Source organism: Paenirhodobacter enshiensis (assembly GCF_000740785.1).
Classification (GTDB): domain Bacteria; phylum Pseudomonadota; class Alphaproteobacteria; order Rhodobacterales; family Rhodobacteraceae; genus Rhodobacter; species Rhodobacter enshiensis.
This window is the reverse complement of the sequence record NZ_JFZB01000045.1, coordinates 1-25534: the sequence shown is the minus strand read 5'-3', so window position 1 is coordinate 25534 and position 25534 is coordinate 1. Positions and strand designations below refer to the sequence as shown.

At 66.4% G+C, this 25534-nt stretch carries 25 protein-coding genes and 1 pseudogene; 12 read left to right on the top strand and 14 right to left on the bottom strand.

The annotated features are described in order from the left end of the window. Positions 1–130: 130 nt before the first annotated feature. From CG50_RS14435 to CG50_RS14420, 4 genes are all read left to right on the top strand, one after another. Entirely contained in the window at positions 131–790 is a 660-nt protein-coding gene (locus CG50_RS14435; RefSeq protein ID WP_036639848.1) for an alpha/beta hydrolase, read from the top strand. A gap of 1 nt (position 791) precedes the next feature. Continuing rightward, the gene (locus tag CG50_RS14430) at positions 792–1040 is read left to right on the top strand and encodes a hypothetical protein (RefSeq protein WP_036639846.1); all 249 of its coding nucleotides are present in this window, start codon (positions 792–794) and stop codon (positions 1038–1040) included. Continuing rightward, entirely contained in the window at positions 1033–1653 is a 621-nt protein-coding gene (locus CG50_RS14425; protein ID WP_036639844.1) for an HD domain-containing protein, read from the top strand. The genes CG50_RS14430 and CG50_RS14425 overlap by 8 nt, the downstream gene beginning before the upstream one ends. A 116-nt stretch (positions 1654–1769) precedes the next feature. Continuing rightward, on the top strand, positions 1770–2984 hold the full coding sequence (locus CG50_RS14420; protein WP_036639842.1) for an NADP-dependent isocitrate dehydrogenase: 1215 nt from the start codon (positions 1770–1772) through the stop codon (positions 2982–2984). A gap of 57 nt (positions 2985–3041) precedes the next feature. On the opposite strand, the gene CG50_RS16345 is transcribed toward CG50_RS14420, so the two are convergent. The 4 genes from CG50_RS16345 to secG all read right to left on the bottom strand — a co-directional run bounded on the left by CG50_RS16345 (position 3042) and on the right by secG (position 6755). Further along, entirely contained in the window at positions 3042–3680 is a 639-nt protein-coding gene (locus CG50_RS16345) for a WYL domain-containing protein (RefSeq protein WP_051910040.1), read from the bottom strand. A gap of 184 nt (positions 3681–3864) precedes the next feature. Continuing rightward, entirely contained in the window at positions 3865–4356 is a 492-nt protein-coding gene (locus tag CG50_RS16340) for a hypothetical protein (protein ID WP_051910039.1), read from the bottom strand. Between the two features lie 199 nt (positions 4357–4555). Continuing rightward, positions 4556–6199: a CTP synthase gene (locus CG50_RS14405; protein WP_036639841.1), complete on the bottom strand. Its 1644-nt coding sequence runs from the start codon at positions 6197–6199 to the stop codon at positions 4556–4558. 163 nt (positions 6200–6362) lie between these two features. Next, positions 6363–6755, bottom strand: coding sequence for a preprotein translocase subunit SecG (gene secG / locus CG50_RS14400; protein ID WP_036639833.1), 393 nt, complete (start codon positions 6753–6755; stop codon positions 6363–6365). Between the two features lie 163 nt (positions 6756–6918). On the opposite strand from secG, the gene CG50_RS14395 reads away from it, so the two are divergent. Together CG50_RS14395 and CG50_RS16335 are read left to right on the top strand one after the other, a co-directional pair. Continuing rightward, on the top strand, positions 6919–8211 hold the full coding sequence (locus CG50_RS14395) for an adenylosuccinate synthase (RefSeq protein ID WP_036639832.1): 1293 nt from the start codon (positions 6919–6921) through the stop codon (positions 8209–8211). A gap of 124 nt (positions 8212–8335) precedes the next feature. Then, positions 8336–9130 carry a hypothetical protein gene (locus CG50_RS16335; RefSeq protein WP_051910038.1) on the top strand — a complete coding sequence of 265 codons (795 nt, stop codon included), beginning with the start codon at positions 8336–8338 and terminating at the stop codon, positions 9128–9130. Between the two features lie 24 nt (positions 9131–9154). Here CG50_RS16335 and phaR read toward each other — a convergent pair whose 3' ends face one another. From phaR to CG50_RS14375, 3 genes are all read right to left on the bottom strand, one after another. Beyond that, positions 9155–9712 carry a polyhydroxyalkanoate synthesis repressor PhaR gene (phaR, locus tag CG50_RS14385; RefSeq protein ID WP_036639831.1) on the bottom strand — a complete coding sequence of 186 codons (558 nt, stop codon included), beginning with the start codon at positions 9710–9712 and terminating at the stop codon, positions 9155–9157. A 359-nt stretch (positions 9713–10071) separates the two neighbouring features. Beyond that, complete coding sequence (locus tag CG50_RS14380) at positions 10072–11853, bottom strand: TRAP transporter large permease (RefSeq protein ID WP_036639828.1); 1782 nt, start codon at positions 11851–11853, stop codon at positions 10072–10074. Further along, positions 11853–12425: a TRAP transporter small permease subunit gene (locus CG50_RS14375; protein ID WP_051910037.1), complete on the bottom strand. Its 573-nt coding sequence runs from the start codon at positions 12423–12425 to the stop codon at positions 11853–11855. The genes CG50_RS14380 and CG50_RS14375 overlap by 1 nt, the downstream gene beginning before the upstream one ends. Before the next feature lie 577 nt (positions 12426–13002). Between CG50_RS14375 and CG50_RS14370 the strand changes: the two genes are divergently transcribed. The 4 genes from CG50_RS14370 to CG50_RS14355 all read left to right on the top strand — a co-directional run bounded on the left by CG50_RS14370 (position 13003) and on the right by CG50_RS14355 (position 17009). Next, positions 13003–14751, top strand: a complete 1749-nt coding sequence (locus CG50_RS14370) for an acetolactate synthase 3 large subunit (RefSeq protein ID WP_036639871.1) — start codon at positions 13003–13005, stop codon at positions 14749–14751. A gap of 69 nt (positions 14752–14820) precedes the next feature. After that, complete coding sequence (ilvN, locus tag CG50_RS14365) at positions 14821–15381, top strand: acetolactate synthase small subunit (RefSeq protein WP_036639827.1); 561 nt, start codon at positions 14821–14823, stop codon at positions 15379–15381. Positions 15382–15456: 75 nt separating this feature from the next. Next, positions 15457–16215, top strand: a complete 759-nt coding sequence (locus tag CG50_RS14360) for an alpha/beta hydrolase (protein ID WP_036639825.1) — start codon at positions 15457–15459, stop codon at positions 16213–16215. Positions 16216–16292: 77 nt separating this feature from the next. Then, on the top strand, positions 16293–17009 hold the full coding sequence (locus tag CG50_RS14355) for an alpha/beta fold hydrolase (RefSeq protein ID WP_036639823.1): 717 nt from the start codon (positions 16293–16295) through the stop codon (positions 17007–17009). 385 nt (positions 17010–17394) lie between these two features. Here the strand turns inward: CG50_RS14355 and CG50_RS16330 are convergent, their stop codons facing one another. Then, entirely contained in the window at positions 17395–17997 is a 603-nt protein-coding gene (locus CG50_RS16330; RefSeq protein WP_051910036.1) for a hypothetical protein, read from the bottom strand. 231 nt (positions 17998–18228) lie between these two features. Here CG50_RS16330 and thrS point away from each other — a divergent pair, with 231 nt between their 5' ends. Beyond that, positions 18229–20178 (top strand): threonine--tRNA ligase, encoded by a 1950-nt coding sequence (gene thrS, locus CG50_RS14345; RefSeq protein ID WP_036639820.1) that lies wholly within the window; start codon positions 18229–18231, stop codon positions 20176–20178. Between the two features lie 228 nt (positions 20179–20406). Then, the gene (locus tag CG50_RS14340; protein ID WP_036639818.1) at positions 20407–20613 is read left to right on the top strand and encodes a cold-shock protein; all 207 of its coding nucleotides are present in this window, start codon (positions 20407–20409) and stop codon (positions 20611–20613) included. 93 nt (positions 20614–20706) lie between these two features. On the opposite strand, the gene CG50_RS14335 is transcribed toward CG50_RS14340, so the two are convergent. The 6 genes and pseudogenes from CG50_RS14335 to CG50_RS14310 all read right to left on the bottom strand — a co-directional run. Then, positions 20707–21318: a LysE/ArgO family amino acid transporter gene (locus CG50_RS14335; protein ID WP_036639816.1), complete on the bottom strand. Its 612-nt coding sequence runs from the start codon at positions 21316–21318 to the stop codon at positions 20707–20709. Between the two features lie 34 nt (positions 21319–21352). Next, a complete protein-coding gene (locus CG50_RS14330) occupies positions 21353–21676 on the bottom strand; it encodes an arsenate reductase family protein (RefSeq protein ID WP_036639813.1) in 324 nt (107 codons plus the stop codon). Then, positions 21673–22359 (bottom strand): ABC transporter ATP-binding protein, encoded by a 687-nt coding sequence (locus CG50_RS14325; protein ID WP_036639811.1) that lies wholly within the window; start codon positions 22357–22359, stop codon positions 21673–21675. Before CG50_RS14325 ends, CG50_RS14330 begins: the two co-directional genes overlap by 4 nt. Beyond that, positions 22352–23644, bottom strand: a complete 1293-nt coding sequence (locus CG50_RS14320) for a lipoprotein-releasing ABC transporter permease subunit (RefSeq protein ID WP_036639809.1) — start codon at positions 23642–23644, stop codon at positions 22352–22354. The genes CG50_RS14325 and CG50_RS14320 overlap by 8 nt, the downstream gene beginning before the upstream one ends. A gap of 266 nt (positions 23645–23910) precedes the next feature. Beyond that, entirely contained in the window at positions 23911–25251 is a 1341-nt protein-coding gene (proS, locus tag CG50_RS14315) for a proline--tRNA ligase (protein ID WP_036639807.1), read from the bottom strand. Between the two features lie 100 nt (positions 25252–25351). Then, positions 25352–25534, bottom strand: a pseudogene (locus CG50_RS14310) (bifunctional methylenetetrahydrofolate dehydrogenase/methenyltetrahydrofolate cyclohydrolase); the annotation flags it as partial.

Here is a 25534-nt window from a genome sequence, read left to right as displayed (position 1 = left end):
GCCCCGGGCCGCTTAACTCGAACCCATGTCTCCGGCCTGTTGCCGGTCAGTCTTCGTCCTAGGGTGTCGCGCCGGTTGCGTCAAGCAAGCGGCGGGGGCTCCGGTCAGACGAACAGTTACGCGAGAAAAGATGCCCGAAGTCATTTTCCCCGGTCCCGAAGGTCGTCTCGAGGGCCGTTATCACCCGCAGGCGATGCCCGACGCGCCCATCGCGATTATCCTGCACCCCGATCCCAAGTTCGGCGGCACGATGAACAATCGCGTCGTCTACAATCTGCATTACGCCTTCCACAAGATCGGCTTCACGGTGCTGCGGTTCAACTTCCGCGGCGTCGGCCGGTCGCAGGGCGAATATGACGAAGGCATCGGCGAGCTGTCGGATGCCGCCTCGGCGCTCGATTACCTGCAGGCGATGAACCCGAACTCGAAGCATTGCTGGGTCGCGGGGTTCAGCTTCGGCGCCTGGATCGGGATGCAGCTGCTGATGCGCCGCCCCGAGATCACCGGCTTCGTCTCGGTCGCGCCGCCGGCGAACATGTATGATTTCAGCTTCCTCGCGCCCTGCCCCTCCTCGGGTCTGATCATCAACGGCTCGGCCGACCGGATCGCACCGCCCAAGGACACCTCGACACTGGTGTCGAAGCTGCGCGAGCAGAAGGGCATCACCATCAGCCACGAGGAAATCGAGGGCGCCGATCACTTCTTCAAGGACGATGAGGCCCACATGAAGCCGATGATCGACAGCGTTCAGGGCTATGTGCGTCGCCGCCTGACGGAAGGATCGCGCTGAAATGTCCCTGACCGAGGACCTTGCCGACAAGCTGGCCGCCGATACGCTGGCCGCGATGGAGAGAACCGGCGACGACCGGCTTTATCTGGAGGTCGGCAAGGCGATCGGCGTGCTGTCACCCTCGATGCAGGAAGCGTTTCTCAGCTCGTGCCGGCTGATGCTGGCCGCCGGGCGCGGACGCAGGTTCCTCGACGAGCGGATGGCGCAGGCGATGGCGCCCGATTCCGGACGGGACGGTGGGCATGACTGAGCCCGATGCCGATACTGCCCGCGTCACCCGTCAGCTCGACTTTCTCGCCGAAATCGAGAAGCTGAAATCGGTCTATCGCGCGACGCCGCTCGCCGATCTGTCGCGGCCCGAGAACTCGGCAGAGCACAGCTGGACGCTGGCGCTTTACGCCGTGGTGCTGGCCGATCAGGCCGGGCCCGGCGTCGATGCGATGCGCGCGGTGCGGATGCTGCTGGTTCATGACATCGTGGAAATCGACGTCGGCGACGTGCCGATCCATGCGCAGGGCGGCACCGCCCATGACAGCGCCGCCGTGCAGGCCGCCGAGGCCCGCGCCGCCGAACGCATCTTTGGCCTGTTGCCCGAGGATCTGGCGGCCGATCTGCTTGCCACCTGGCGCGAATTCGAGGCCGCCGAAACCCCGACCGCGATCTTCGCGAAATCGCTCGACCGGGTGCAGCCGGTGCTGCTGAACCTGCAAGGCGGGGGCGGGTCGTGGATAGACTATGACGTCACCCTGCCCCAGCTTGACGAGCGCGTGGGCACCAAGGTCGCGCGTGGCCTGCCGGGGCTGTGGACGCGGGTGCGCGCCCGGGTCGAGCCCTGGTTCGCCGCTCGCGGCAAGGGGGTCTAGGCGGGCCGCCGCCACGTCGCTCGCGAAGCGCAGTATACCAACGCATACACATCTGGAAACGCCGTCCGAAATCCGCTAAGACGCGGGCGACGAGTCACCCAACCGAGAGAGGGACCATGACCAAGATCAAGGTAGCCAACCCCGTCGTCGAGCTCGACGGCGACGAAATGACCCGGATCATCTGGGAATTCATCAAGAAGAAGCTGATCCTTCCCTACCTCGACGTCGACCTGAAGTATTACGATCTCGGCATCGAGAACCGCGATGCGACCGACGATCAGGTGACGATCGACGCCGCGAACGCCATCAAGCAGTATGGCGTGGGCGTGAAATGCGCCACCATCACCCCCGACGAAGCCCGCGTCGAGGAATTCGGCCTGAAGAAGATGTGGAAGTCGCCCAACGGCACCATCCGCAACATCCTCGGCGGCGTGATCTTCCGCGAGCCGATCATCTGCAAGAACGTGCCGCGTCTGGTGCCGCACTGGACGAAGCCGATCATCGTCGGCCGTCACGCCTTCGGCGACCAGTACAAGGCCACCGACTTCCGCTTCCCCGGCAAGGGCAAGATCACGATGAAGTTCGTGGGCGAAGACGGCACCGTGCAGGAATACGACGTGTTCGACGCGCCGGCCGCCGGTGTGGCGATGGGCATGTACAACCTCGACAAGTCGATCGAGGACTTCGCCCGCGCCTCGCTGAACTACGGCCTGCTGCGGGGCGTTCCGGTCTATCTGTCGACCAAGAACACCATCCTCAAGGCCTATGACGGCCGCTTCAAGGACCTGTTCGCCAAGGTTTACGCCGAGGAATTCGAAGAGCAGTTCAAGAAGGCCGGCATCCACTACGAGCACCGTCTGATCGACGACATGGTCGCCTCGTCGCTGAAGTGGTCGGGCGGTTACGTCTGGGCGTGCAAGAACTACGACGGCGACGTGCAGTCGGATACCGTCGCGCAGGGCTTCGGCTCGCTCGGGCTGATGACCTCCGTGCTGATGACGCCCGATGGCAAGACCGTCGAGGCCGAGGCTGCCCACGGCACCGTGACGCGTCACTACCGCGAGCACCAGAAGGGCAAGGAGACCTCGACCAACTCGATCGCGTCGATCTTCGCCTGGACCGGCGGTCTGAAGCATCGCGCCAAGCTCGACGACAACACGGCGCTGATGAACTTCGCGCTGACGCTCGAGAAGGTCACCGTTCAGGCGGTGGAAGACGGCCACATGACGAAGGACCTCGCGCTCCTCGTCGGGCCGGACCAGAAGTGGCTGACCACGATGGGCTACCTCGAGAAGGTCGACGAATATCTGAACAAGGCGCTGGCCGGCTGATCGGCCCGCCCGTTCCGAAAAGAAAGGCCGCCCGAAGGGGCGGCCTTTTTTCATGGCTCACGACCAGTTCGGCTCCGGACCGGCCTCGGCTGCAAGCTGTTCGAGAAGGGCCCGCCGCCCGGAGCGAAATCCGCCCGTGCACACTTGCGGCCCCGAGATCGCCCGAACGAAGAACTGACGCGACGCCTGACGCGTCTCGCACCACGCCAGCAGCTTCATCCCCTGCGGCGGATAGGCAAGCGCCAGAGGCCGCACCCGGCGGTGGGTCCGCGCCCCGGCGAGATCGGTATAGCCGAAGGCCACCGGCCGGCAGTCGCGGATCGCGGCGTGCAACAGGGCGAGGGTATCGGTCGCGACGCCTGCCCCGTCGGCCTGCCAGACCGTCGCCGAAGGCGCATCGAAGGCGCGGTAGATGCGCACCAGACAGGCTGCCTCCGGGTCGGTCCCGGCCAGACGGCCGAGCGTCGCCCGCGCCTCGGCTGCGGCCAGAGGATCGGCACAGCCGAGCCGCCGTGCCACGCCGCGCAGCGCCGCCTCGCGCAGGCCGGGATCGCCCAGCACGGACTCGCCGGGCAACGGGGCCTGAGCCGCGGCCTCCGCCGCAGCCGGGCGCAGGCCAGCCGCAGCCGCGAGGCTGGCCAGCCAGCCGCCAAGGGCACGACGGGTGAGGATCCGGGACCGGGGGCCGGGGCGCATGGGACGAACTCCTGAAACAAGGGGCGCGTTCCATCGCACGAAAGGCCTGCGTTTGTCCAGCCCCGGGGCTCATGCGCGCGGCAAGGGGCGGGCGAAGGGGGCGCGTCACGTGCCTTTCGTCAATTCGGGCGATGGCCGGACAGGCCCCCGGGGGCGAATGCGGGCGCCGCAGGTGCGCGTTCTCTCACCGATAGCCGTGCGGACCCCAGCCCTCCGGACCATGGCGCTCACCCCAGCCCCAGGGCCCCGGACGCGGTCCCCAGCCCCATGGACGCGGTGGCGGGGCGTAATAGGGCGCATAGTAGTAAGGGGCCGGCGCGTAGTAATACGGCGCGGGCGTGCCGACCACCACTTCGGTGCTGGCGGCATAGCTCGCGCGCGGCACGCAGCCCTGATTGTCGATGGCATTTCCGATCATCCCGCCGGCGATGCCGCCGATGATCGCGCCGCTCACCGGGTCGATGCCCTGCGGCCCGGGGCCCGGATGGCGCCCGGCGTCGGCAATCGCCGCCCCCGCCATCGCCCCCAGAACGGCACCGCCGCCGGTATTGGCCCCCACGCCCTGACAGGCGCCGCTGACCGGCGCATAGGCCGGAGGCGGGGGCGCACAACCCGCGGCACAGAGCAGGGCCGCAACCCCTCCGGCCCGGATCAGGAAATGGGTGGACCTGCGCATACCGCAACCTCCGACAGGATTCGGAGCGGGTATACTCCCGCGCAGCCGTCCCCCGGATCTGAAATCCGGAAGACCGGCGAACAACTTGACGTGTGAGCCGCGCCGGTTGCTGGCCCTCTCTGCGGGCCGCGTTCGCCGGATAATCCGGCGACCGATCCCGGAGGAGACTGCGCCCTGGCGCAGCCCCCCTCCGGCCGGCTCAGACCAGCCGGCTTTGCTGCTTTGCCGCCTTGATCAGCCCCGCGAACAGAGGATGCGGCGCGAAGGGCTTCGACTTCAGCTCGGGGTGGAACTGCACGCCGATGAACCACGGATGATCCTTGTGCTCGACGATCTCCGGCAGGCGGCCGTCGGGCGACATGCCCGAGAACTCCAGCCCGCAGGCCTCCAGCTTGTCGCGGTAGCGGATATCGACCTCGTAACGATGGCGATGACGCTCCTCGATGGTGGTCTCGCCGTAAACCTCGGCCACCTTCGAATCGGGTTTCAGCACGGCGGTATAGGCGCCAAGACGCATCGTGCCGCCCTTGTCGTCCTCGATCGAGCGTTCGACCCGGTGGTTGCCCTGCACCCATTCCTTCAGGTGATAGACGACATGGGTGAAGCGTTCGTTACCGGCCTCGTGGTCGAATTCCTCCGACCCCGCGTCGTTGATGCCCGCCAGATGGCGCGCCGCCTCGATCACCGCCATCTGCATCCCGAGACAGATCCCGAGATAGGGGATCTTCTTCTCGCGCGCATACTGAGCGGCGCGGATCTTGCCCTCGGTGCCGCGCTCGCCGAAGCCGCCCGGAACCAGGATCGCATGGAAGCTTTCCAGATGCGGCGCCGGGTCTTCGCGTTCGAAGATCTCGGCGTCGATCCATTCGGCCTTCACCTTGACGCGGTTCGCCATGCCGCCATGGGTCAGCGCCTCGGCGATCGACTTGTAGGCGTCCTCGAGCTGCACATACTTGCCGACGATGGCGACGCGGACCTCGCCCTCGGCATTGGTCAGCCGGTCCATCACGTCTTCCCAGCGGCTCATGTCGGGCTTCGGCGCGGGCGAGATCCCGAAGGCATCCAGAACCGCCTGATCCAGACCGACGCGGTGATAGGCCAGCGGCGCCTCGTAGATCGACTTCAGGTCATAGGCGGGGATCACCGCATCCGGGCGCACGTTGCAGAACAGCGCGATCTTGGCACGTTCCTTGTCGGGGATCGGATGCTCGGAGCGGCAGACCAGAACGTCGGGCTGCAGACCGATCGAGCGCAGCTCCTTCACCGAATGCTGCGTCGGCTTGGTCTTCAGCTCGCCCGAAGCCGCCAGATAGGGCAGCAGCGTCAGGTGCATGAAGATGCACTGGCCGCGCGGGCGCTCCTGCGCGAACTGACGGATCGCCTCGAAGAACGGCAGACCCTCGATATCGCCGACGGTGCCGCCGATCTCGCACAGCATGAAATCGACCTCATCCTCTCCGATAGAGAGGAAGTCTTTGATTTCATTGGTAACGTGAGGGATGACCTGAATGGTCTTGCCGAGGTAGGCGCCCTTGCGTTCCTTGTCGAGGACGTTCTTGTAGATCCGCCCCGAGGAGACCGAATCCGTCTTGCGCGCCGAAACGCCGGTAAAGCGCTCGTAATGGCCGAGGTCGAGGTCGGTTTCCGCCCCGTCGTCGGTGACGAAGACTTCGCCATGCTCGAACGGCGACATCGTGCCGGGATCGACGTTCAGATAGGGGTCCAGCTTGCGCAGCCGGACCGAGAAGCCGCGCGCCTGCAAAAGCGCACCAAGCGCCGCGGAGGCGAGCCCCTTGCCAAGCGATGATACCACACCGCCGGTAATGAAGACATATCGTGCCATGGAAGCCCCCGTGCTCAGAAAATAGCAGACTGACGCCTGAATCGAAATTCAGGACCACGGGACTCAATATCTAACCGATTCGTGGCGTGCCCGCAACCGCCCCGCTAAACTTTGGTATTTAGAAGAAGACCGGCACCATTTCTGGGCCGGTCTGTAGCCGATCTCAGTTCGCGGCCGGCGGCGTCACCGGCGCATCTGCGGCCGGCGGAGTCGCGGGCGCAGCGGTTCCGCTGGCTGCCGGAGGCAGCTCGACGTTCGGCACCGGGGCGGACCCGTTCTGCGATGCAGTGGGCGCGAAGCGGTCGAGGATCGAGCCCCGCCCGTTGCCGCGCGTGGCCAGAACCGTCAGCGTGATCGAGGTCACGATGAACAGCCCGGCGATGATCCAGGTCAGCTTGGTCAGCGCATTCGCTGCCTGACGCCCGGTCATCACGCCGCCGCCCGAGCCCGAGCCGCCGCCCATCCCGAGGCCACCGCCCTCGGAGCGCTGCAGCAGCACGACGCCGATCAGAACCAGCGCAAGGATCAGGTGGATGGAGAGGACGATGTTTTCCATGGACGGCCATTTTCCCGCAGTGACACGCCTATCTATTCGCATGGGTCCGGGGCTGCAACCCCCCGAGTTCGCCCTTTCGCCAGATCCGGCATTCGGAAAAAGGCGGTTTCCTGCCCGGGCTCCACAGGCTATACAGCGCCGGGTTTGGCCTGAGGAGCATAACATGGCGAATGTGGTCGTCGTCGGCGCCCAATGGGGCGATGAGGGCAAGGGTAAGATTGTCGACTGGCTCAGCGAGCGCGCCGATGTCATCGCGCGGTTCCAGGGCGGTCACAACGCCGGCCACACGCTGGTGATCGGGGGCAAGACGTATAAGCTGAACGCGCTGCCTTCGGGCGTGGTGCGCGGCGGCAAGCTGAGCGTGATCGGCAACGGCGTGGTGCTGGATCCCTGGCACCTGCTGAAGGAGATCGCCTCGATCCGCGAGCAGGGCGTGAACGTCACCCCCGAGAATCTGATGGTGGCAGAGAACACGCCTCTCATCATGCCGTTCCACGGCGAGCTTGACCGCGCCCGCGAGGCGCAGGCCTCGGGCAACAAGATCGGCACCACCGGGCGCGGCATCGGTCCGGCCTATGAGGACAAGGTGGGCCGGCGCGTGATCCGCGTCGCCGACCTCGCCGACGAGGAAACGCTGGTCGCCCGCGTCGATCGCGCTCTGGTGCATCACAACGCGCTGCGCGCCGGCCTCGGCCTCGAACCGGTCGACCGCGAGGCGCTGCTGAGCGAGCTGCGCAAGATCGCGCCGGAGATCCTGAAATTCGCCCAGCCGGTGTGGAAGGTGCTCGACGAACAGCGCCGCGCCGGCAAGCGCATCCTGTTCGAGGGCGCGCAGGGTTCGCTTCTCGACATCGACTTCGGCACCTATCCCTTCGTCACCTCCTCGAACGTGATCGCGGGTCAGGCGGCGACGGGCACCGGCCTCGGGCCGAACGCGGTCGATTACGCGCTCGGCATCGTCAAGGCCTACACCACCCGCGTCGGTGCCGGCCCCTTCCCGACCGAGCTGTTCGACGCCGATGGCGAGAAGCTGGGCGAGCGCGGCCGTGAATTCGGCGTGGTCACCGGGCGCAAGCGTCGCTGCGGCTGGTTCGATGCGGTTCTGGTGCGCCAGACCTGCGCGCTCTCGGGGATGAAGGGCATCGCGCTGACCAAGCTCGACGTGCTCGACGGGTTCGAGACGATCAAGATCTGCACCGGCTACGATGTCGACGGCACGCATTACGATTACCTGCCGATCCAGTCGGCGCTGCAGGCACGCGCGAAGCCGATCTACGAGGAGTTCGAGGGCTGGAACACCTCGACCTATGGCGCGCGCAGCTGGAACGACCTTCCGGCGGCGGCGGTGAAATACGTGCGCCGGATCGAGGAACTGATCCAGTGCCCGGTCGCCATGCTCTCGACCAGCCCCGAGCGCGACGACACGATCCTTGTCACCGACCCCTTCGTCGGCTGACCCGCGACTTTCGCCGGCTCCGGGGTATCCGGGGCCGGCCCATCGGGCCGCGGCGCCATCGCGCCATGCGCCTGTCACGGCGGTCCGCCGCCGCCCGTTTCTCCTTCTCAAGTCCGAGGCTCCGATGTCCGCCCCCCTGCCCGAGATCGGCACGCTCTGGATCGGCGGTGCGCTCGGCCCCATCGAAAGACTGTGCCTTGCCTCGATGGTGGCGAACGGGCACCGGGTGACGCTTTACAGCTATGTCCCCGCCCCCGAAGGCCTGCCCGCGGGCGTCGAGGTCGCCGATGCGGCGCAGATCCTGCCCGCGCGCGAAATCTTCACCTACAAGAAGACCGGCTCTTACGCGACCTTCGCCGACTGGTTCCGCATCGAGATGCTCGCGCGCACCGGCAAGGTCTGGCTTGATACAGACATCGCGCTGATGCGCCCGTTCGACAGTGCGGATGCGTATTTCTTCCTCGGCGGACCGCATCGCAATTATGGCGAGATGGTCAACAACTGCGTGCTGAAATATCCGCCCGACTCCGATCTGGCCCGCGCGCTGTGCGGTTATTTCGCCCATCCCGCGCGGCTGTTGCGATTCGTGCCCTGGCACAGCGCGGTGCGACTGACGCTGCGCCGGGCGCTGAGCGGACACTGGGCGCTGTCGCGGTTTCGCTGGGGGGCCTTCGGCATGGCCGTGCTGAAACGCGAGACCGCCCGGCTGAACCTGACCGCCTACGTCCACCACGACCCCGCCCGCTTCATCGAGGGGGCGGAGAACATCATGGCCGCGAACAGCGCCGCCACTGTCGACCCGGCCCGGATCGAGATGCTGCATTTCATCACCTCGGGCGTGCGCCGGCAGGGATTCGATCCCGCCCGGCCGGAACCCGGCTCGCTTTACGAACTCGCGCTCCGCCGCTACGGCCTCTGAGACAGGACCGGACGCGCCCGCCGGCTACAGGCTCGCGAGCTTGCTTTGCAGTTCGGCGAGTTGCTTCTTGATCTCGTCAAGCTCCTCGCGGGCGCGCAGGCTGACGGGTTCGCGTTCCTCGGGGGCCCGGTCGGCCTCGGGGGTCCGACCCCAGCCAGTCAGCAGGGTTTCGAGAAAGGCCTGCTGACGCCGTTGCAAGGCCGCTGCCTCGGCCTCGGCAGAGGGGGCCTCGACCGGGGCCGGCGCTACCTGTGCCGGCGTTTCCTCGGCCACGACGCCCTCGCGCAGGATCCGGAACGACGCCGCCAGAAACTGCGGCACCACCGCCTGCGCCCGGTCGGCATAGCTGCGCACCAGTTCCGTCAACACCTCGAGCGGCAGCAGCGAATCGGAGCCGCTTTCATGCTCGGCGATGATCTGCAGCAGATACTGCCGGGTCAGATCGTCGCCGGTCTTCAGATCGACGATCTGCACCTCGCGCCCGCCCGAGATCACCCGCGCGATATCGTCGAGCGTGACATAATCGCTGCTTTCGGTGTTGTAGAGCCGCCGGCTGGCATAACGCTTGATCTGCAGGGGCAACGCCCCCCCGGCCGTGCGAGCAGCGTGCGGTATATCGAAATCGGGTTCGGATGCGGCGCCAGAGTGCGGGGCCGCTGATAGCTGCGTGTTCGTCATGGTTTCAGGCGCCCGCCCTGCCCGCCTGTGCCGCCACGGCACCGGGCAGAAGCCGCGCGAAGTCCCAGGGGTGAGTCATCGAACGCTCCGGCTGCGGCGGATCCGTCGGTCCCGCCTCGGATCCAGTGCTAGATGCTGCACCGCAGCAATTCAAGGATTTTCGGTGGCAGGCAGCCTTGCGCTGCCGCGAAACCGGGCCGCCGGGCCGGGATGGCGAGGGCCGGATGAAAAGCGGCGGCCCCCGGGGACCGCCGCCTGTCGTGTCAGTTGTTGCCCGAAGGCGCAGGAATCGCCGGCGGTGTGCTCAGATCCGGCAGTGCCGGAATGGCCGGGGCCACTCCCGAAGCCGCACCGGGCGCACCACCGATCGGCGGCAGGCCGAGGCCACCGCCCAGACCGCCCCCCAGACCGGCATCGAACCCGCCGAGGCCCGGCGTCGAAGGCAGCGTCAGCGTCACGTTCGACACGTCGACCGGCTTGCCCTTGTAGTGCATCACCATCTGCGGGAAGGCGATCACCGCCACCACCATCGCGATCTGAATCCCGAGGAACGGCACAGCACCCCAGTAGATCTGCGAGGTCTTCACCGGCTCGATCGTCTGGCCGGTGATCCGGTCTGCATAGGCCGCCTTCGGTGCCACCGAGCGCAGGAAGAACAGCGCGAAGCCGAACGGCGGGTGCATGAACGAGGTCTGCATCATCACCGCCAGGATCACACCGAACCAGATCAGGTCGATGCCGAGCGCATCGGCCGCCGGTGCCAGCAGCGGCACGATGATGAACGCGAGCTCGAAATAATCGAGGAAGAACGCCAGGAAGAACACCAGCAGCGCCACAACGATCAGGAAGCCGGTCTGCCCGCCCGGAAGCGAGGTCAGCAGATGCTCGACCCACAGATGCCCGTTCACACCGTAGAAGGTCAGCGAGAAGAACCGCGCCCCGATCAGGATGAACATCACGAAGGCCGAGAGCCGCGTGGTCGAGGCCAGCGCGTCCTTCAGCACCTTCAGGTTCAGCCGCCCCTTGGCCAGCGCCAGCAGCAGCGAGCCCGTGGCGCCCATCGCACCGCCCTCGGTCGGCGTGGCGATGCCGAGGAAGATCGTGCCCAGCACCAGGAAGATCAGCGCGAGCGGCGGCACCAGAACGATGATGACCTGCTGTGCCAGCTTCGACATGCGGTTCAGCTTCAGCTTCCGGTCGGTCAGCGCGATGACGTAGCACACCACCACCGCGACGGTGAAGGCCATCATCTCGGAGTTCTTGCCGTGGCTGGTGTCGATCAGGTTCTCGGCGGCGAAGAACACCGCGACGCCGAGGACCGTGACGACGGCGAGCGACATCACTCCGGTGCCGAGCGTGCGCGCTTCGAGCGGCAGCGCCGGCATCGAGTTCGGCCGCACGATCGACATGATGAAGATGTAGAGGATGTAGCACCCGGTCAGCACCAGCGAGGGCACCAGCGCGCCGGCATACATGTCGCCCACCGACCGGCCGAGCTGATCGGCCAGAACGATCAGCACCAGCGACGGCGGGATGATCTGCGCCAATGTACCCGAGGCCGTGATGACGCCGGAAGCCACGCTGCGATCATAGCCGTAGCGCAGCATGATCGGCAGCGAGATCAGCCCCATCGCGATCACCGAGGCCGCGACGACGCCCGTGGTCGCGGCAAGCAGCGCGCCCACGATCACCACCGCATAGGCGAGACCGCCGCGGATCGGCCCGAACAGCTGCCCGATGGTGTCGAGCAGATCCTCGGCCATGCCGGATTTCTCCAGCACGATGCCCATGAAGGTGAAGAATGGAATGGCCAGCAATGTATCGTTGGCCAGCACCTGCGCCCAGATCCGGTCCGGCATCGCGCTCAGCAGCGGCCAGCTCAGGTTGATCGCACCGCCCGACATCGGCGCAAGTTCCACGCCCACGACGAAGAACAGCAACCCGTTCGCGGCCAGCGCGAAGGCCACCGGATAGCCCAGAATCAGGAACAGGATCAGCGAGCCGAACATGATCGGCGCCATGTTCAGCGCAATGAATTCGAGCATCAGTTCGTCTCCTCGGTCTTCATCGCGGCGACAGCGGCATGGGTTTCGGTCTCGGGGAACGGATCCTCGATCAGCCCGCGCATCACCGCGATCTTCTTGATGATCTCGGAGATGCCCTGGGCGAACAGCAAGACGAAGCCCGCGAGCAGGATCGCCTTCGCCGGCCACAGGATCAGACCGCCCGAATTCGGCGACATCTCTCCGGTGCGGAACGAGCTGAATGCGTAAGGCACCAGCAGCCACACCATGAGCGTCGCCATCGGCATCAGGAAGAACACGTGACCGAACAGGTCGATCCAGTGCTGCTTGCGCCGCGACACGGCACCATACAGAATATCGATGCGGATATGCTCGTTCTGCTTCAGCGTATAGGCGGCGGCCAGCATGAAGGCGGCGCCGAACAGATACCATTGCAGTTCCAGCCAGGCGTTCGACGAGGTGTCGAACACCTTGCGCACGATCGCATTTCCGGTGCTGACCAGAATCGCCAGCAGGATCAGCCAGGACACCGCCTTGCCGATCCGGTCGTTGATCGCGTCGATCACACGCGACAGGGCGAGCAGGCTGCCCATCGACTTCTCCTCCCTCTCAAAAAACAGCGAAAGCCCCCATCCGGGGGCGCAAGTCCGGTTTCATTGGCCAAACTCCTTCGCGAGGTCAAGGAAATAACGGTTTCACTCGGTTTTTCCGAACCGAAACCGCCTTTTACACGGACACCGGGCGAGGGAGGGAGCCTTGTGGCGCCCCTCCTGCGCCTTCCCGCCGGCGAGGTCGAGCGAAAAATGCGCATTTCAGCCAGAGGATCACCATAAAGTTTCCAACCACGGGATAAATTCGCAATTTCAGGCAAGATAGGTCAGGATTGCGGACATTTAATTCCGATTTTCAGCATTGACGGCACCCGGACGCCCTCCTAAGGTCCGTCCCGTTCAAACGTGGAGCCAAAAGATGCTGTCGCTTCTTGTCGAGGTAGGAAACAGGCGCATGGGCCGCTGAGGCGGTTTGACCCTGATGGTTCCCATGCGCCCCCGCCCGACCCGCGGGGGCTTTTTGTTGCGATTGCGAGAGCCCGGAGGAGCGACGGGCCAGAACTGGAGAAGACCGATGTCGGAACAGATGACCGGAGCGCCGGTGGCGCAGCAGGACCGGATGACGCAGGAAACCATGACCGGGGCGCAGATCGTCGTGCGGGCGCTCAAGGATCATGGCGTCGACACGATCTTCGGCTATCCGGGCGGTGCGGTGCTGCCGATCTATGACGCGATCTTCCAGCAAAACGACATCCGCCACATTCTGGTGCGTCATGAACAGGCTGCGGTGCACATGGCCGAGGGCTATGCCCGCTCGACCGGCAAGCCGGGCGTGGTGCTGGTGACCTCGGGGCCCGGCGCGACCAATGCGGTGACCGGGCTGACCGATGCGCTGATGGATTCGATCCCGCTGGTGGTGTTTTCGGGCCAGGTGCCGACCTTCATGATCGGCACCGACGCCTTCCAGGAGGCCGATACCGTCGGCATCACCCGCCCCTGCACCAAGCACAACTGGCTGGTGAAAGAGCCCGATGCGCTCGCCGATACCATTCATCAGGCGTTCACCGTGGCGACCTCGGGCCGTCCGGGGCCGGTGCTGATCGACCTGCCGAAGGATGTGCAGTTCGCCACCGCGACCTATGTCGGCCCGAAGGCTGCGAAGCCCGGTCATTACCGCCCGCGCACCGAACCCGATCCGCAGGCCGTGGAACGTCTGGTCGAGCTGATCGAGCGCGCGGAGCGCCCGGTGTTCTACACCGGCGGCGGCGTGATCAACGCCGGCCCCGAGGCCGCGCGCCAGATGACCGAGCTGGTCGAGGCCACGGGTTTTCCGATCACCTCGACGCTGATGGGGCTCGGCGCCTATCCGGCGAGCGGGAAGAACTGGCTCGGGATGCTGGGGATGCACGGCCTCTACGAGGCGAATCTCGCGATGCACGATTGCGATCTGATGATCTGCCTCGGTGCGCGGTTCGATGACCGGATCACCGGCCGGGTGTCGGATTTCTCGCCCGGCTCGGTGAAGGTGCATGTCGATATCGACCCCTCGTCGATCAACAAGATCATCCGCGTCGATCTGCCGATCGTGGCCGATGTCGGCAAGCTGATCGCGGCGGCGCTGGATCTGTGGAAGGCGCGCGGCTCGAAGACCAACCGCGCGGCGATCGAGGGCTGGTGGAAGCAGATCGAGGGCTGGAAGAAGATCAACTGCCTCGCCTACGCGGGTTCGGAGACCACGATCAAACCGCAATATGCGCTGGAACGGCTGGAGGCGCTGACCCGCGGGCGGGATCGTTACATCACCACCGAGGTCGGTCAGCACCAGATGTGGGCGGCGCAGTTCCTGCATTTCGACAAGCCGAACCGCTGGATGACCTCGGGTGGGCTCGGCACGATGGGCTATGGCTTCCCGGCCTCGATCGGCGTGCAGATCGCCCATCCCGAGGCGCTGGTGATCAACGTCGCCGGCGAGGCGAGCTGGCAGATGAACGTGCAGGAGATGGGCACCGCGACGCAGTTCTTCGCCCCGGTGAAGCAGTTCATCCTGAACAACGAGCGCCTCGGCATGGTGCGCCAGTGGCAGGAGCTGCTGCATGGCGAGCGCTATTCGCAAAGCTGGTCGGAAAGCCTGCCCGATTTCGTCAAGCTGGCCGAGGCCTATGGCTGGAAGGGCATCATCTGCTCGGATCCGAAGGATCTGGACGATGCGATCATGGAAATGATCGACTATGACGGGCCGGTGCTGTTCGATTGCCTGGTGGAAAAGCACGAGAACTGCTTCCCGATGATTCCCTCGGGCAAGCCGCATAACGAGATGCTGCTCGCCGCCGATGCCGAGGCGTTCAAGTCCGGCGCGGCTCTGGTCTGAGACGGCGGACCGGGGCTCTGCCCCGGACCCCGGGATATTTGTGGAAAGCCGAAAGAAGGAGACAGGGTCGTGGCGGCACTGAACATTGGCACGGGCGCTTCGTCGCATTCGGCCTACGATCTGCGCGATCATCACGAGACGGCGGAACGCTCGCATACGCTGGCGGTGATCGTCGACAACGAGGCGGGCGTTCTGGCGCGCGTGATCGGCCTGTTCTCGGGCCGGGGCTACAACATCGACAGCCTGACCGTGGCCGAGATCGACCATGCGGGGCATCGCTCGCGCATCACCGTCGTGACGCGCGGCACCGAGGCGGTGATCGAGCAGATCCGCGCCCAGCTGAGCCGGATCGTTCCGGTGCATCAGGTGACCGACCTGACCACCGAGGCGGTGGCGGTCGAGCGCGAGCTGGCGCTGTTCAAGGTGCAGGGCAAGGGCGATGCGCGGATCGAGGCGCTGCGTCTGGCCGAGATCTTCCGCGCCAATGTGGTCGATTCGACGCTTGAAAGCTTCGTCTTCGAGATCACCGGCGCGCCCGAGAAGATCGACGCCTTCGCCGATCTGATGCGGCCGCTCGGGCTGATCGACGTGGCGCGCACCGGCGTCGCGGCGCTGGCGCGCGGCGTCTGAGGCCCGCGGTGGCAATTGCAGCCGGGGCGGGCTCCGTTTAGGCTCGGCCCGACGGAACCCGTGCCGGAGCTTGCCATGACCGATTATCTGACCACGCCCGAGGGGCGCCGCATCGCTTATGACCGGATCGACGGCACCGGACCGGGGGTGGTGTTCCTGCACGGGCTGAAATCCGACATGCAGGGCACGAAGGCGGTGGCGCTTGCCGACTGGGCGCGGCGCACGGGGCGGCCGTTCCTGCGCTTCGACTGCTCTGGGCACGGGGTGTCGGGGGGCGCGTTCGAGGACGGCACCATCGGCCAGTGGTTCGAGGATGCCCGCGCCGCCATCCGGCAGCTGACGCAGGGGCCGCAGGTGCTGGTCGGTTCGTCGATGGGGGGCTGGCTGTCGCTGCTGATCGCGCGCGAGCACCCGGAGCTGGTCGCGGGGCTCGTCACCATCGCGGGCGCGCCCGATTTCACCGAGGACGGTTATTGGGCCGCGCTCGACACGGCACAGCGGGCGCAGATGGTGCGCCAAGGCTACATCGACTTCCCGTCGGACTACGGCGCCCCCTACCGCATCAGCCATGCGCTGATCGAGGACGGGCGCGAGCGGCTTGTGCTGCGTGCACCGCTGTCCCTGCCCTTCCCGTCGCGGTTCTTGCAAGGCTCCGCCGACACGGTGGTCTCGGTCGCGACGGCGCTGCGGCTGTTCGATCATGCGACGGGGTCGGATATCAGGCTGAGCGTGGTCAAGGGCGCCGATCACCGGTTCTCGGAACCTGCGGATATCGCGCTGATCTGCAACACGATCGAGGAAATCCTAGCGCGCATCGCACCGCGCATCGGCTGAGACGCAATCGGGGCTTTTCCCCGCCGGCAGTCTGCGGCAATTAGGGGCCGGACCGAGAGCGAACTGAGGACAAAGAGATGCCAGGCGATCCGCTGGTTTTCCTGCCGGGATTCATGTGCGACATGCGGCTGTTCTGGCACCAGCTGATGCACTTCTCGGCCGAGCGTCCGGTGATCGTGCTACCGCTCGCGGGCGAAACCATCGAGGAAATGGCCGATAACGTCACCGCAAGTCTGCCCGAACGATTCACGCTGGTCGGGCACTGGCTCGGCGGGATCGTGGCGATGGAGATCCTGCGCCGGGTGCCGCACCGGGTGACCGAAGCGGTGCTGATGGACGTCTCCGCGATGGGCGAAAGCGCGCAATTCGCCTCACAGCGCGAGGACCGGATCATCATGGCGCTGAGCGACCGGCTCGACGAGGCGATGCTGGAAGAGATCCCGGCCTCCACTCTCGGCCCGGGCGAGGCGGCGCTGCCGGCTCAGGCTCTGCTTCTGGAGATGGCCGCTTCGCTCGGCCCGGAGGCTTTCGCACGCCAGTCGCGCGCCCTGATGCGCCGGCCGGACCTGCAGCGCGCGCTGCGCAGCGCGCGCCAGCGCGTGCTGCTGCTGTGCGGCGAATTCGACACGATCTGCCCGCCGCGCCGACACGAAATTCTGGCCGAACTGATGCTGCTCGCGGAATTTCGCATGGTGCGCGGCGCGGGCCATCTGCTGCCCCTCGAGGCGCCCGAGGAAATCACCCGCATCATGGACAAGTGGTTCGCTGTCGGGCGCAAGGCGCTGGAAGGCTAGCGGATCCCGCCGGCCCGCTCATCGCGGCGCTCCGGACGGAAATGCCCGTCATGCTTTCGATTCGCCCCAAATATCCCGGGGGTGAATTTGCGGTCGCCCCGCAAGGGGAGGCCGCAAAGAGGGGGCAGAGCCCCTTTTTGCCACGGATCGGCTCTGTCTCTGCTGACGACAGGGGGCTCTGCCCCCTCGGGCCTGCGGCCCTCACCCCCGGGATATTTGGGGCGAATCGAAAGACAGGCGCGAAGGATCACTCCGTCACCTCAGTGCGAGGCTTCGGTTGCACTCCGGAAACGCCGACCGGGCGCTGTCACGCGAAGCGATGCCGTTGCCCCTCGGGAGTGACCGGCCATGACGCCTGGCACTCCAGTCTGGGGGCGCGGAATGCCTAGAACTCGACCCAAAGGCCGATCTTCAGGTCAGTCTCGCACCCCTGACGCAGCCGCTGCCCCACCCCGGTCTCGACCGACACCGGGCCGAGGCGCGTAACCCAGCCCAGACCCACCCGCAGTTGCTCGCCTCCGGTCCAGTCGGCGAACTGCGCCTGACCGATCAGCGCGTCGCCCGGCCGCATCCAGGCCCCGAGCGTCGCATCGAGCTTGCGCTCGGACGCTGCGGCCCCCGGCGTGTCGCGCACCGTCGCATCGAAAGATGTCCAGCCGCTGCGCCCCGCACGTTCGAAGCTGCGCCCCCAGCTCAGCACGCCCTGCACCACCGTGTAAGACGGTGCCCCGCCGTCCCTCCAGCCCTCGCCCAGTCCGAAACCGAGTGCGACCCGCCCTGCCCCGCCTTGCCACAGCGGAACCCGCACGGAACCGATCGCCACCCTGCCGCCCCCCGCCTCGGAGGAGCCGGCATCGAGAACAGCTGTGAGCCGCTCGCTCACCCCGTATTCGGCATAGAGGGCCGACCAGTCCGTGCCGTCCGGGCGAACCTCGCGGCTGAGACTGACGAAGCCGGTGCCGGGCGTGCGCAGCCATGGCCCCGCCATGGCCGGAACCGGACCAGATGCAATCAGGCAAAGAACGAGAACCGCACGCATGGCCGATTGAAGGCAGATCAGCGTTAACGGATGGTTAACGCCCCTGCACCACCCCGGACGAAGCCCCCCGCGCCACGCCCGCCGCCGGTTGACTTGGCCGGGAGGCGGAGGCATACCCCGCCCGTAAGCATAACCCGCAACCGGGCGCTCCGTGGGCGCCAAACCGACGAGGAGGACCAGATGTCCGACCAGATCACCCTCACATTCCCCGATGGCTCCAAGCGCGAATTCGCGAAGGGCACGACGCCGGCCGAAGTGGCCGCCTCGATCTCCAAGTCGCTGGCGAAGGCCGCGATCTCGGCGCAGGTCGACGGGCATCACTTCGATTTGCAATGGCCGCTCGATCATGACGCGCGGATCTCGATCAACACGATGAAGGACACGGTTCCGGCGCTGGAACTGATCCGCCACGACCTCGCCCATATCATGGCGCGTGCCGTGCAGGAGCTGTGGCCCGACGTCAAGGTCACCATCGGGCCGGTGCGCGATTACGGCTGGTTCTACGACTTCGACCGCGCCGAGCCCTTCACCCCCGAGGATCTGGGTGCCATCGAGGCGCAGATGAAGAAGATCATCAACGCCCGCGAGCCGGTCCGCACCGAGGTCTGGGACCGCGCCCGCGCGATCCACTATTACGAGGACCGCGGCGAGCCCTACAAGGTGGAGCTGGTCAACCGCATCCCCGAGGGCGAGAACATCCGCATGTACTGGCACGGCGACTGGCAGGACCTGTGCCGCGGTCCGCATCTGCAATCGACCGGCCAGGTGCCGGCGGATGCGTTCAAGCTGACCCATGTCGCGGGTGCCTACTGGCTGGGCGATGCGACGCGGCCGATGCTGCAGCGGATCTACGGCATCGCCTTCCGCACCCGCGAGGATCTGAAGGCCCACATGACCATGCTCGAGGAGGCCGCCAAGCGCGACCACCGCAAGCTCGGCAAGGAGATGGACCTGTTCCACATGCAGGAAGAGGCCCCCGGTCAGGTGTTCTGGCATCCGAACGGCTGGACCATCTACACGGAACTGCAGTCCTACATGCACCGCCGCCAGCACGCCGACGGCTATGTCGAGGTCAACACCCCCAAGGTGGTCAACCGCATCCTGTGGGAGAAGTCGGGCCACTGGGAGAACTACCGCGAGAACATGTTCATCGTCGAGGTCGACGAGGAAGGCGCCAAGGAGAAGGTGGTCAACGCGCTCAAGCCGATGAACTGCCCCTGTCACGTGCAGATCTTCAACCACGGCATCAAGTCCTACCGCGACCTGCCGCTGCGCATGGCGGAATTCGGCTCCTGCGCGCGCTACGAGCCCTCGGGCGCGCTGCATGGCATCATGCGGGTGCGCGGCTTCACGCAGGACGATGCGCATATCTTCTGCATGGAAAGCCAGATCGAGAGCGAGACCAAGAAGTTCATCGAATTCCTGGCCTCGGTCTATGCCGATCTCGGCTTCACCGAATGGCGCATCAAGCTGTCGACCCGCCCCGAGAAGCGCATCGGCACGGAAGAAAGCTGGGATCACGCCGAGGCCGCGCTCGGCAATGCCTGCAAGCACGCCGGCTATGACTTCGAGATCCAGGAAGGCGAAGGCGCGTTCTACGGTCCGAAGCTCGAATTCGTGCTGACCGACGCCATCGGCCGCGACTGGCAGTGCGGCACCCTCCAGGTCGACCCGAACCTGCCCGAGCGTCTGGATGCGAGCTACATCGGTCAGGACGGTGCGCGTCACCGCCCGATCATGCTGCACCGCGCCTGCCTCGGCTCATTCGAGCGTTTCATCGGCATCCTGATCGAGAGCCATGCCGGCAAGCTGCCGCTGTGGCTGGCTCCGCGGCAGGTGGTCGTCGCCTCCATCGTGTCGGATGCCGACGATTACGTGCTGAGCGTGGTCGAGAAACTGAAGGCCGCCGGCATCCGCGCCGAGGCCGACACCCGCAACGAGAAGATCAACTACAAGGTGCGCGAGCACAGCCTCGGCAAGGTGCCCTACATCTTCGCCGTCGGCCTGAAAGAGGTCGAGGACGGCACGGTTTCGGTGCGTCGTCTGGGCGAGAACCGGACCGAGACGATGGCGCTCGATCTGGTGCTGACCGAGCTGCGCGGCGAGGCTCTGGCGCCCGACCTGCGCTGAGCGCACAAAGCGCGGGCAAACGCCTGAAAATCATGAGGAGGGCGGAGGGCGAAAGCCTTCCGCCCTTTTTTTATTTGCAATTCGCGGGGCCTGTGGCACGCTTCGGGCTGCGTGGACGCAGACTTTCTACCGCTCCCTCCTGACGGGGCAGCCGGAATATCTGAAAGACCTGGCTGCACGACCCGGGGGCAATCGGGCCCCGGTAATGACACTTGGAGGAGAGACGGAATGGCCACGGGCACCGTTAAGTGGTTCAACACGACCAAGGGCTATGGCTTCATCGCCCCGGACGATGGCGGCAAGGACGTATTCGTCCATATCTCGGCCGTCGAGCGTGCGGGTCTGAAGTCGCTCGCCGACAACCAGAAGATCAGCTACGAGCTGCTCTCGGGCCGCGATGGCCGGGCCTCGGCCGGCGATCTGAAGCTGCTCTGATCGCGGACAAGCGGACGAAACAACCGACATTCGGCCCGCGCAGGCGACTGCGCGGGCCATTTCGGTTCAGGAGCCTGTGAGCGGCGCCCGCCCCTACAGCCCGAGGATCAGCCGCAGCGCGATCGACCACATCACCGCGGCGATCAGCGCTTCCAGCACGCGCCAGGCAACAGGCCGCGCGAATACCGGCCGCAGCCAGCGCGCCCCGTAGCCGAGCGCGAAGAAGAACAGGAACGAGCCGCTGATCGCGCCGGCGGCGAAAGACCCCGCCCGCCCCGGAAACTGCGTCGAGACCGAGCCGAGCAGCACCAGCGTATCGAGATAGACATGCGGGTTCAGCCAGGTGATCGCGAGGCAGGCCATCAGCACCCCGCGCAGCGGCCGCGGCCCCTCGGCATCGGTGACGTTCAGCGCCGCATCGGGACCGAAGGCCGCGCGCAGACTGCGCAGCCCATACCAGCCAAGGAACGCCGCGCCGCCGTAGCGCATCACCGGATCGAGCCAGGGCGCCACTCCGAGGACCGAGCCGAAGCCCGTCACCCCGAAGCCGATCAGCACGGCATCCGACAGCGCGCAGGCCAGCACGACCCAAAGCACATGTTCCCCGCGCAGCCCCTGCCGCAGCACGAAAGCATTCTGCGCCCCGATCGCCACGATCAGACTGAGCCCGACCGACATCCCGGTCAGGTAAACCGACAGGTCCATGATTCCCCCTGATCCCGGCCCCGGTCTCCGGCCGTTACAGCCAGAGGCCCTGCGCCGCCTTGTCCCAGCCGAGCGTGATCTTCTCGCCCTCGACCAGCACCGGCCGCTTCATCAGAGCCGGATGCGCCGCCAGCAGCTCCGCCGCGGGGCGCGCGCGCTCCGCTTCGTCAAGCCCGCGCCAGGTGGTCGAAGAGCGGTTCACCAGACGATCGCCGAAAGCGGCGAGGAAGGTCGCGATCTCGGTGCCGCTCAGCGGCTCGGCCCGCACGTCGCGGAAGGTCACGGCATGACCCGCCGCCTCCAGCGCCTTCGCGGCCTTGCGGCAGGTGTCGCAGGTCTTCAGCCCGTAGAGGATCATCGTGCCGCCTCGCTCAGCACGCCGGCATCGAGACGCACCACCCGGTCCATCCGCGCCGCGAGGTCGAGGTTATGCGTCGCGATCAGCGCCGACAGCCCGGTCTCGCGCACCAGATCCATCAGCACGCCGAACACCGTGTCCGAGGTGCCGGGATCGAGGTTGCCGGTCGGCTCGTCGGCGAGCAGAAGGCTCGGCCCGTTGGCGAGCGCCCGGCAGAAGGCGACGCGCTGCTGCTCGCCCCCCGACATGGCGGACGGCCGGTGCCCGCAGCGCTCGGACAGCCCGACCCGCGCCAGCAGTGCCCGCGCGCGCGCGAGCGCGGCACCCCGCGACACCCCATTCGCGAGCTGCGGCAGAACCACGTTCTCCTCGGCGGTGAATTCGGGCAGCAGATGGTGGAACTGATAGACGAAGCCGAGTTCGTTCCGGCGCGCCTCGGTGCGGCGCCTGTCAGAGGCGCGGCTCAGATCCTCACCGTTCAGCACCACCCGCCCGCTGTCGGGCGTGTCGAGCAGTCCGGCGATATGCAGAAGCGTCGACTTGCCCGCACCCGAAGGCGCGACCAGCGCCACCACCTGCCCGCGCGGGATTGCCAGATTGATGCCGCGCAACACCCGGATTTCGCCGGGCTTGCCCTTGTTGTAGGACTTCTCGATCGCCTCGAGGCTCAGGACATCACTCATAGCGCAGGGCCTCCACCGGGTTCAGACGCGCGGCACGGCGCGCCGGGAAGATCGTGACGACGAAGCTCAGCCCGAGCGACAACGCCACCGCCTTGACGATGTCCTTCGCCTGCAGCTTCGCCGGAAGCTCGTAGATGCCGCGGATCGACGGATCCCAGACACCGCCGCCGTTGATCCAGTTCACGAAGGACATCACGTCGTTGATGTAGAGCGAGAACACCACCCCGATGGCGAGGCCCGCGAGCGTGCCGATCACCCCGGTGAAAGCGCCGCACAGGAAGAACACCCGCAGGATAGAGCCCTCGGTCAGCCCCATGGTGCGCAGGATGCCGATGTCGCGGCCCTTGTTCTTCACCAGCATGATCAGCCCCGAGGTGATGTTCATCGTCGCGATCAGCACCAGCACCGAGAGGATCACGAACATCACGTTGTCCTCGATGGAAAGCGCGCGCAGGAAGCTGCCCGAGGCATCGCGCCAGCTCCACAGCATGGTGCCGGGTCCCCCCGCCGTGGTCAGCGCGTCGGACCAGTCGTCGACATTCTCGGGATCGGTCACGTCGACCTCGATCTCGTCGGCGCCGCCCTCGCGGTTGAAGAAGCTCTGCGCCTCGGCGAAGGGCATGTAGACGCGGGTCTTGTCGATGTCCCAGCGGCCCGAGGTGAAGATATAGGTGACGGTATAGGCGTTGACCCGCGGCGTGGTGCCCACCGGCGTCTTCGCCCCGTTCGGCGAGATCAGCTTCACCTTGTCGCCGAGCCCGACGCCCAGCTCGCGCGCGAGTTCCGCGCCCATCGCGATCCCGTCGCCGAACTGGTCGATGTCGCCGAGCGAGGTCTCGGGATTGGCGATGCGCGGGATGGTGCGCAGATTGGCTTCGGTGATGCCGAAGACCTCGGCGACATTGGAACGGTCGCCGAAATTGACCATCGCCTGGGCCCGCACGATCGGCGCGGCGCGGATGACGCCCGGCACCCTGGCGATGCGCGCGGCGCGCTCGTCATAATCGCGCATGAGCGACGAATAGATCCCGGATCCCGGAACCACTTCCTCGGGGGCGGAATAGACCGTGACATGGGCGTTCGAGCCGAGGATCGTATCGACGAACTCGGCGCGGAAGCCCGCGCGCACCGCCAGAGTGATGATCAGCGCGGCGACGCCAAGCGTGATGCCGACGAGGCTGATCCAGGTCATGACCGACACGCCCCCCTCGGCGCGGCGCGCCCGAAGGTAGCGCCAAGCGATCATGAATTCGAAACGCGAGAACGGGGCAGTGCGTCCGGCCATCGTGGGCTCCCGAAGTTTTGGCGCACGCTGGACCGGAGCAGGGCCGAGGTCAAGCCGGACGCCGGGGCGAACGGTTCACGTCCGCGCCAGAATGAGACCGAAGTGGGGGGGCTCTGCCCCCTCTTTGCGCTGACGCGCAAATTCACCCCCGGGATATTTGGGGAAAGCCGAAAGGCAGAAGCGCGCTCCGGCTTTCGCTTTGCCGCAAATATCCCGGGGGTGAGGGCGAAGCCCGAGGGGGCAGAGCCCCCTCGCGCCGGTGCCGCTCAGAGAGCCGCGTAGATTTCCTTGATCCGGGCGACGGCGGCGGCGGCCGACATCTCCTCGGACTTGCCGGTGCGGCGCGAGGTCAGTTCGACCACGTTGTTCGCCAGACCGCGCGGGCCGACGGTGATCCGCCACGGCAGGCCGATCAGATCCATCGTCGCGAACTTGGAGCCCGCGCGCTCGTCACGGTCGTCGTAAAGCGGATCGAGACCGGCCGCGACCAGCGCAGCATGGATCGAATCGCAGGCCGCGTCAGTGGCGCTGTCGCCCTGCTTGAGGTTGACGATGCCGACATGGAACGGCGTCACGCCTTCCGGCCAGATGATACCCTTCTCGTCGTGGTTCGCCTCGATCAACGCGCCGATCAGGCGGCTGACGCCGATCCCGTGCGAGCCCATCTCGACCGGCACCTTGCGCCCGTCGGGCGTGGTGACGACGGCGCCCATCGCTTCGGAATACTTGGTGCCGAAGTAGAAGATCTGACCGACCTCGATGCCGCGGCCGACGCGGCGGTGCTCTTCGGGGACCTGATCCTCGAACACCTTCACGTCATGGGTTTCGTCGGTGCGGGCGTAGAGCGTGGTGAATTCCTTGCAGATCCCGGCCACCTGTTCGCGGTCGTCGTAATCCACCGCCCGCTCGCCGAGCTTCAGCTCCGGCACGCGGGCGTCATAGAACACCTCGGATTCGCCGGTCTGGGCGAGGACCAGGAACTCATGCGTGTTGTCGCCGCCGATCGGGCCGGAATCGGCGCGCATCGGGATCGCGGTCAGGCCCATGCGCTCGTAGGTGCGCAGATAGCTGACCATGTGGCGGTTGTAGGCATGAAGCGCGTCTTCGCGGGTCAGGTCGAAGTTGTAACCGTCCTTCATGTAGAATTCGCGGCCCCGCATCACGCCGAAGCGCGGGCGGATCTCGTCGCGGAACTTCCACTGGATCTGATACAGCGTCACCGGCAGGTCCTTGTAGGAGGACACATAGGTGCGGAAGATGTCGGTGATCATCTCCTCGTTGGTCGGACCGTAGAGCATCTCGCGGTCGTGACGGTCCTTGAAGCGCAGCATCTCGGGGCCGTAGGCGTCGTAACGGCCCGACTCGCGCCACAGATCGGCCGATTGCAGCGTCGGCATCAGAAGCGGGATATGCCCGGCGCGCTCCTGCTCCTCGTGCACGATCTGCGCCAGGCGACGCAGCACCTTGTAACCGAGCGGCAGCCACGCGTAGATGCCGGCCGACTCCTGCTTGATCATGCCGGCGCGCAGCATCAGCCGGTGCGAGGCGATCTGCGCCTCCGAGGGGTTTTCCTTGAGAACGGGCAGGAAGTAGCGGGAAAGACGCATGGGCGTATCCGACCTTTGAGTGAGAAATCGCGCTCTGGCGTAGTGGAAAGCGCGCAAGGGGGCAAGGGTTTCCCCGGCCTCGGGCGGCCGGGGAGCGAGGTCAGGCGGTCAGGCCTTCGGGTTCGGGAAGATGGTTCGCCCGGCAGCAGGCGGTGAGCGTGTTGGCCAGAAGGCACGCGATGGTCATCGGGCCGACGCCGCCCGGAACCGGGGTGATCGCGCCCGCGACCTCAACCGCCGAGGCGAAATCCACATCGCCCACCAGACGCATCTTGCCCTCGCC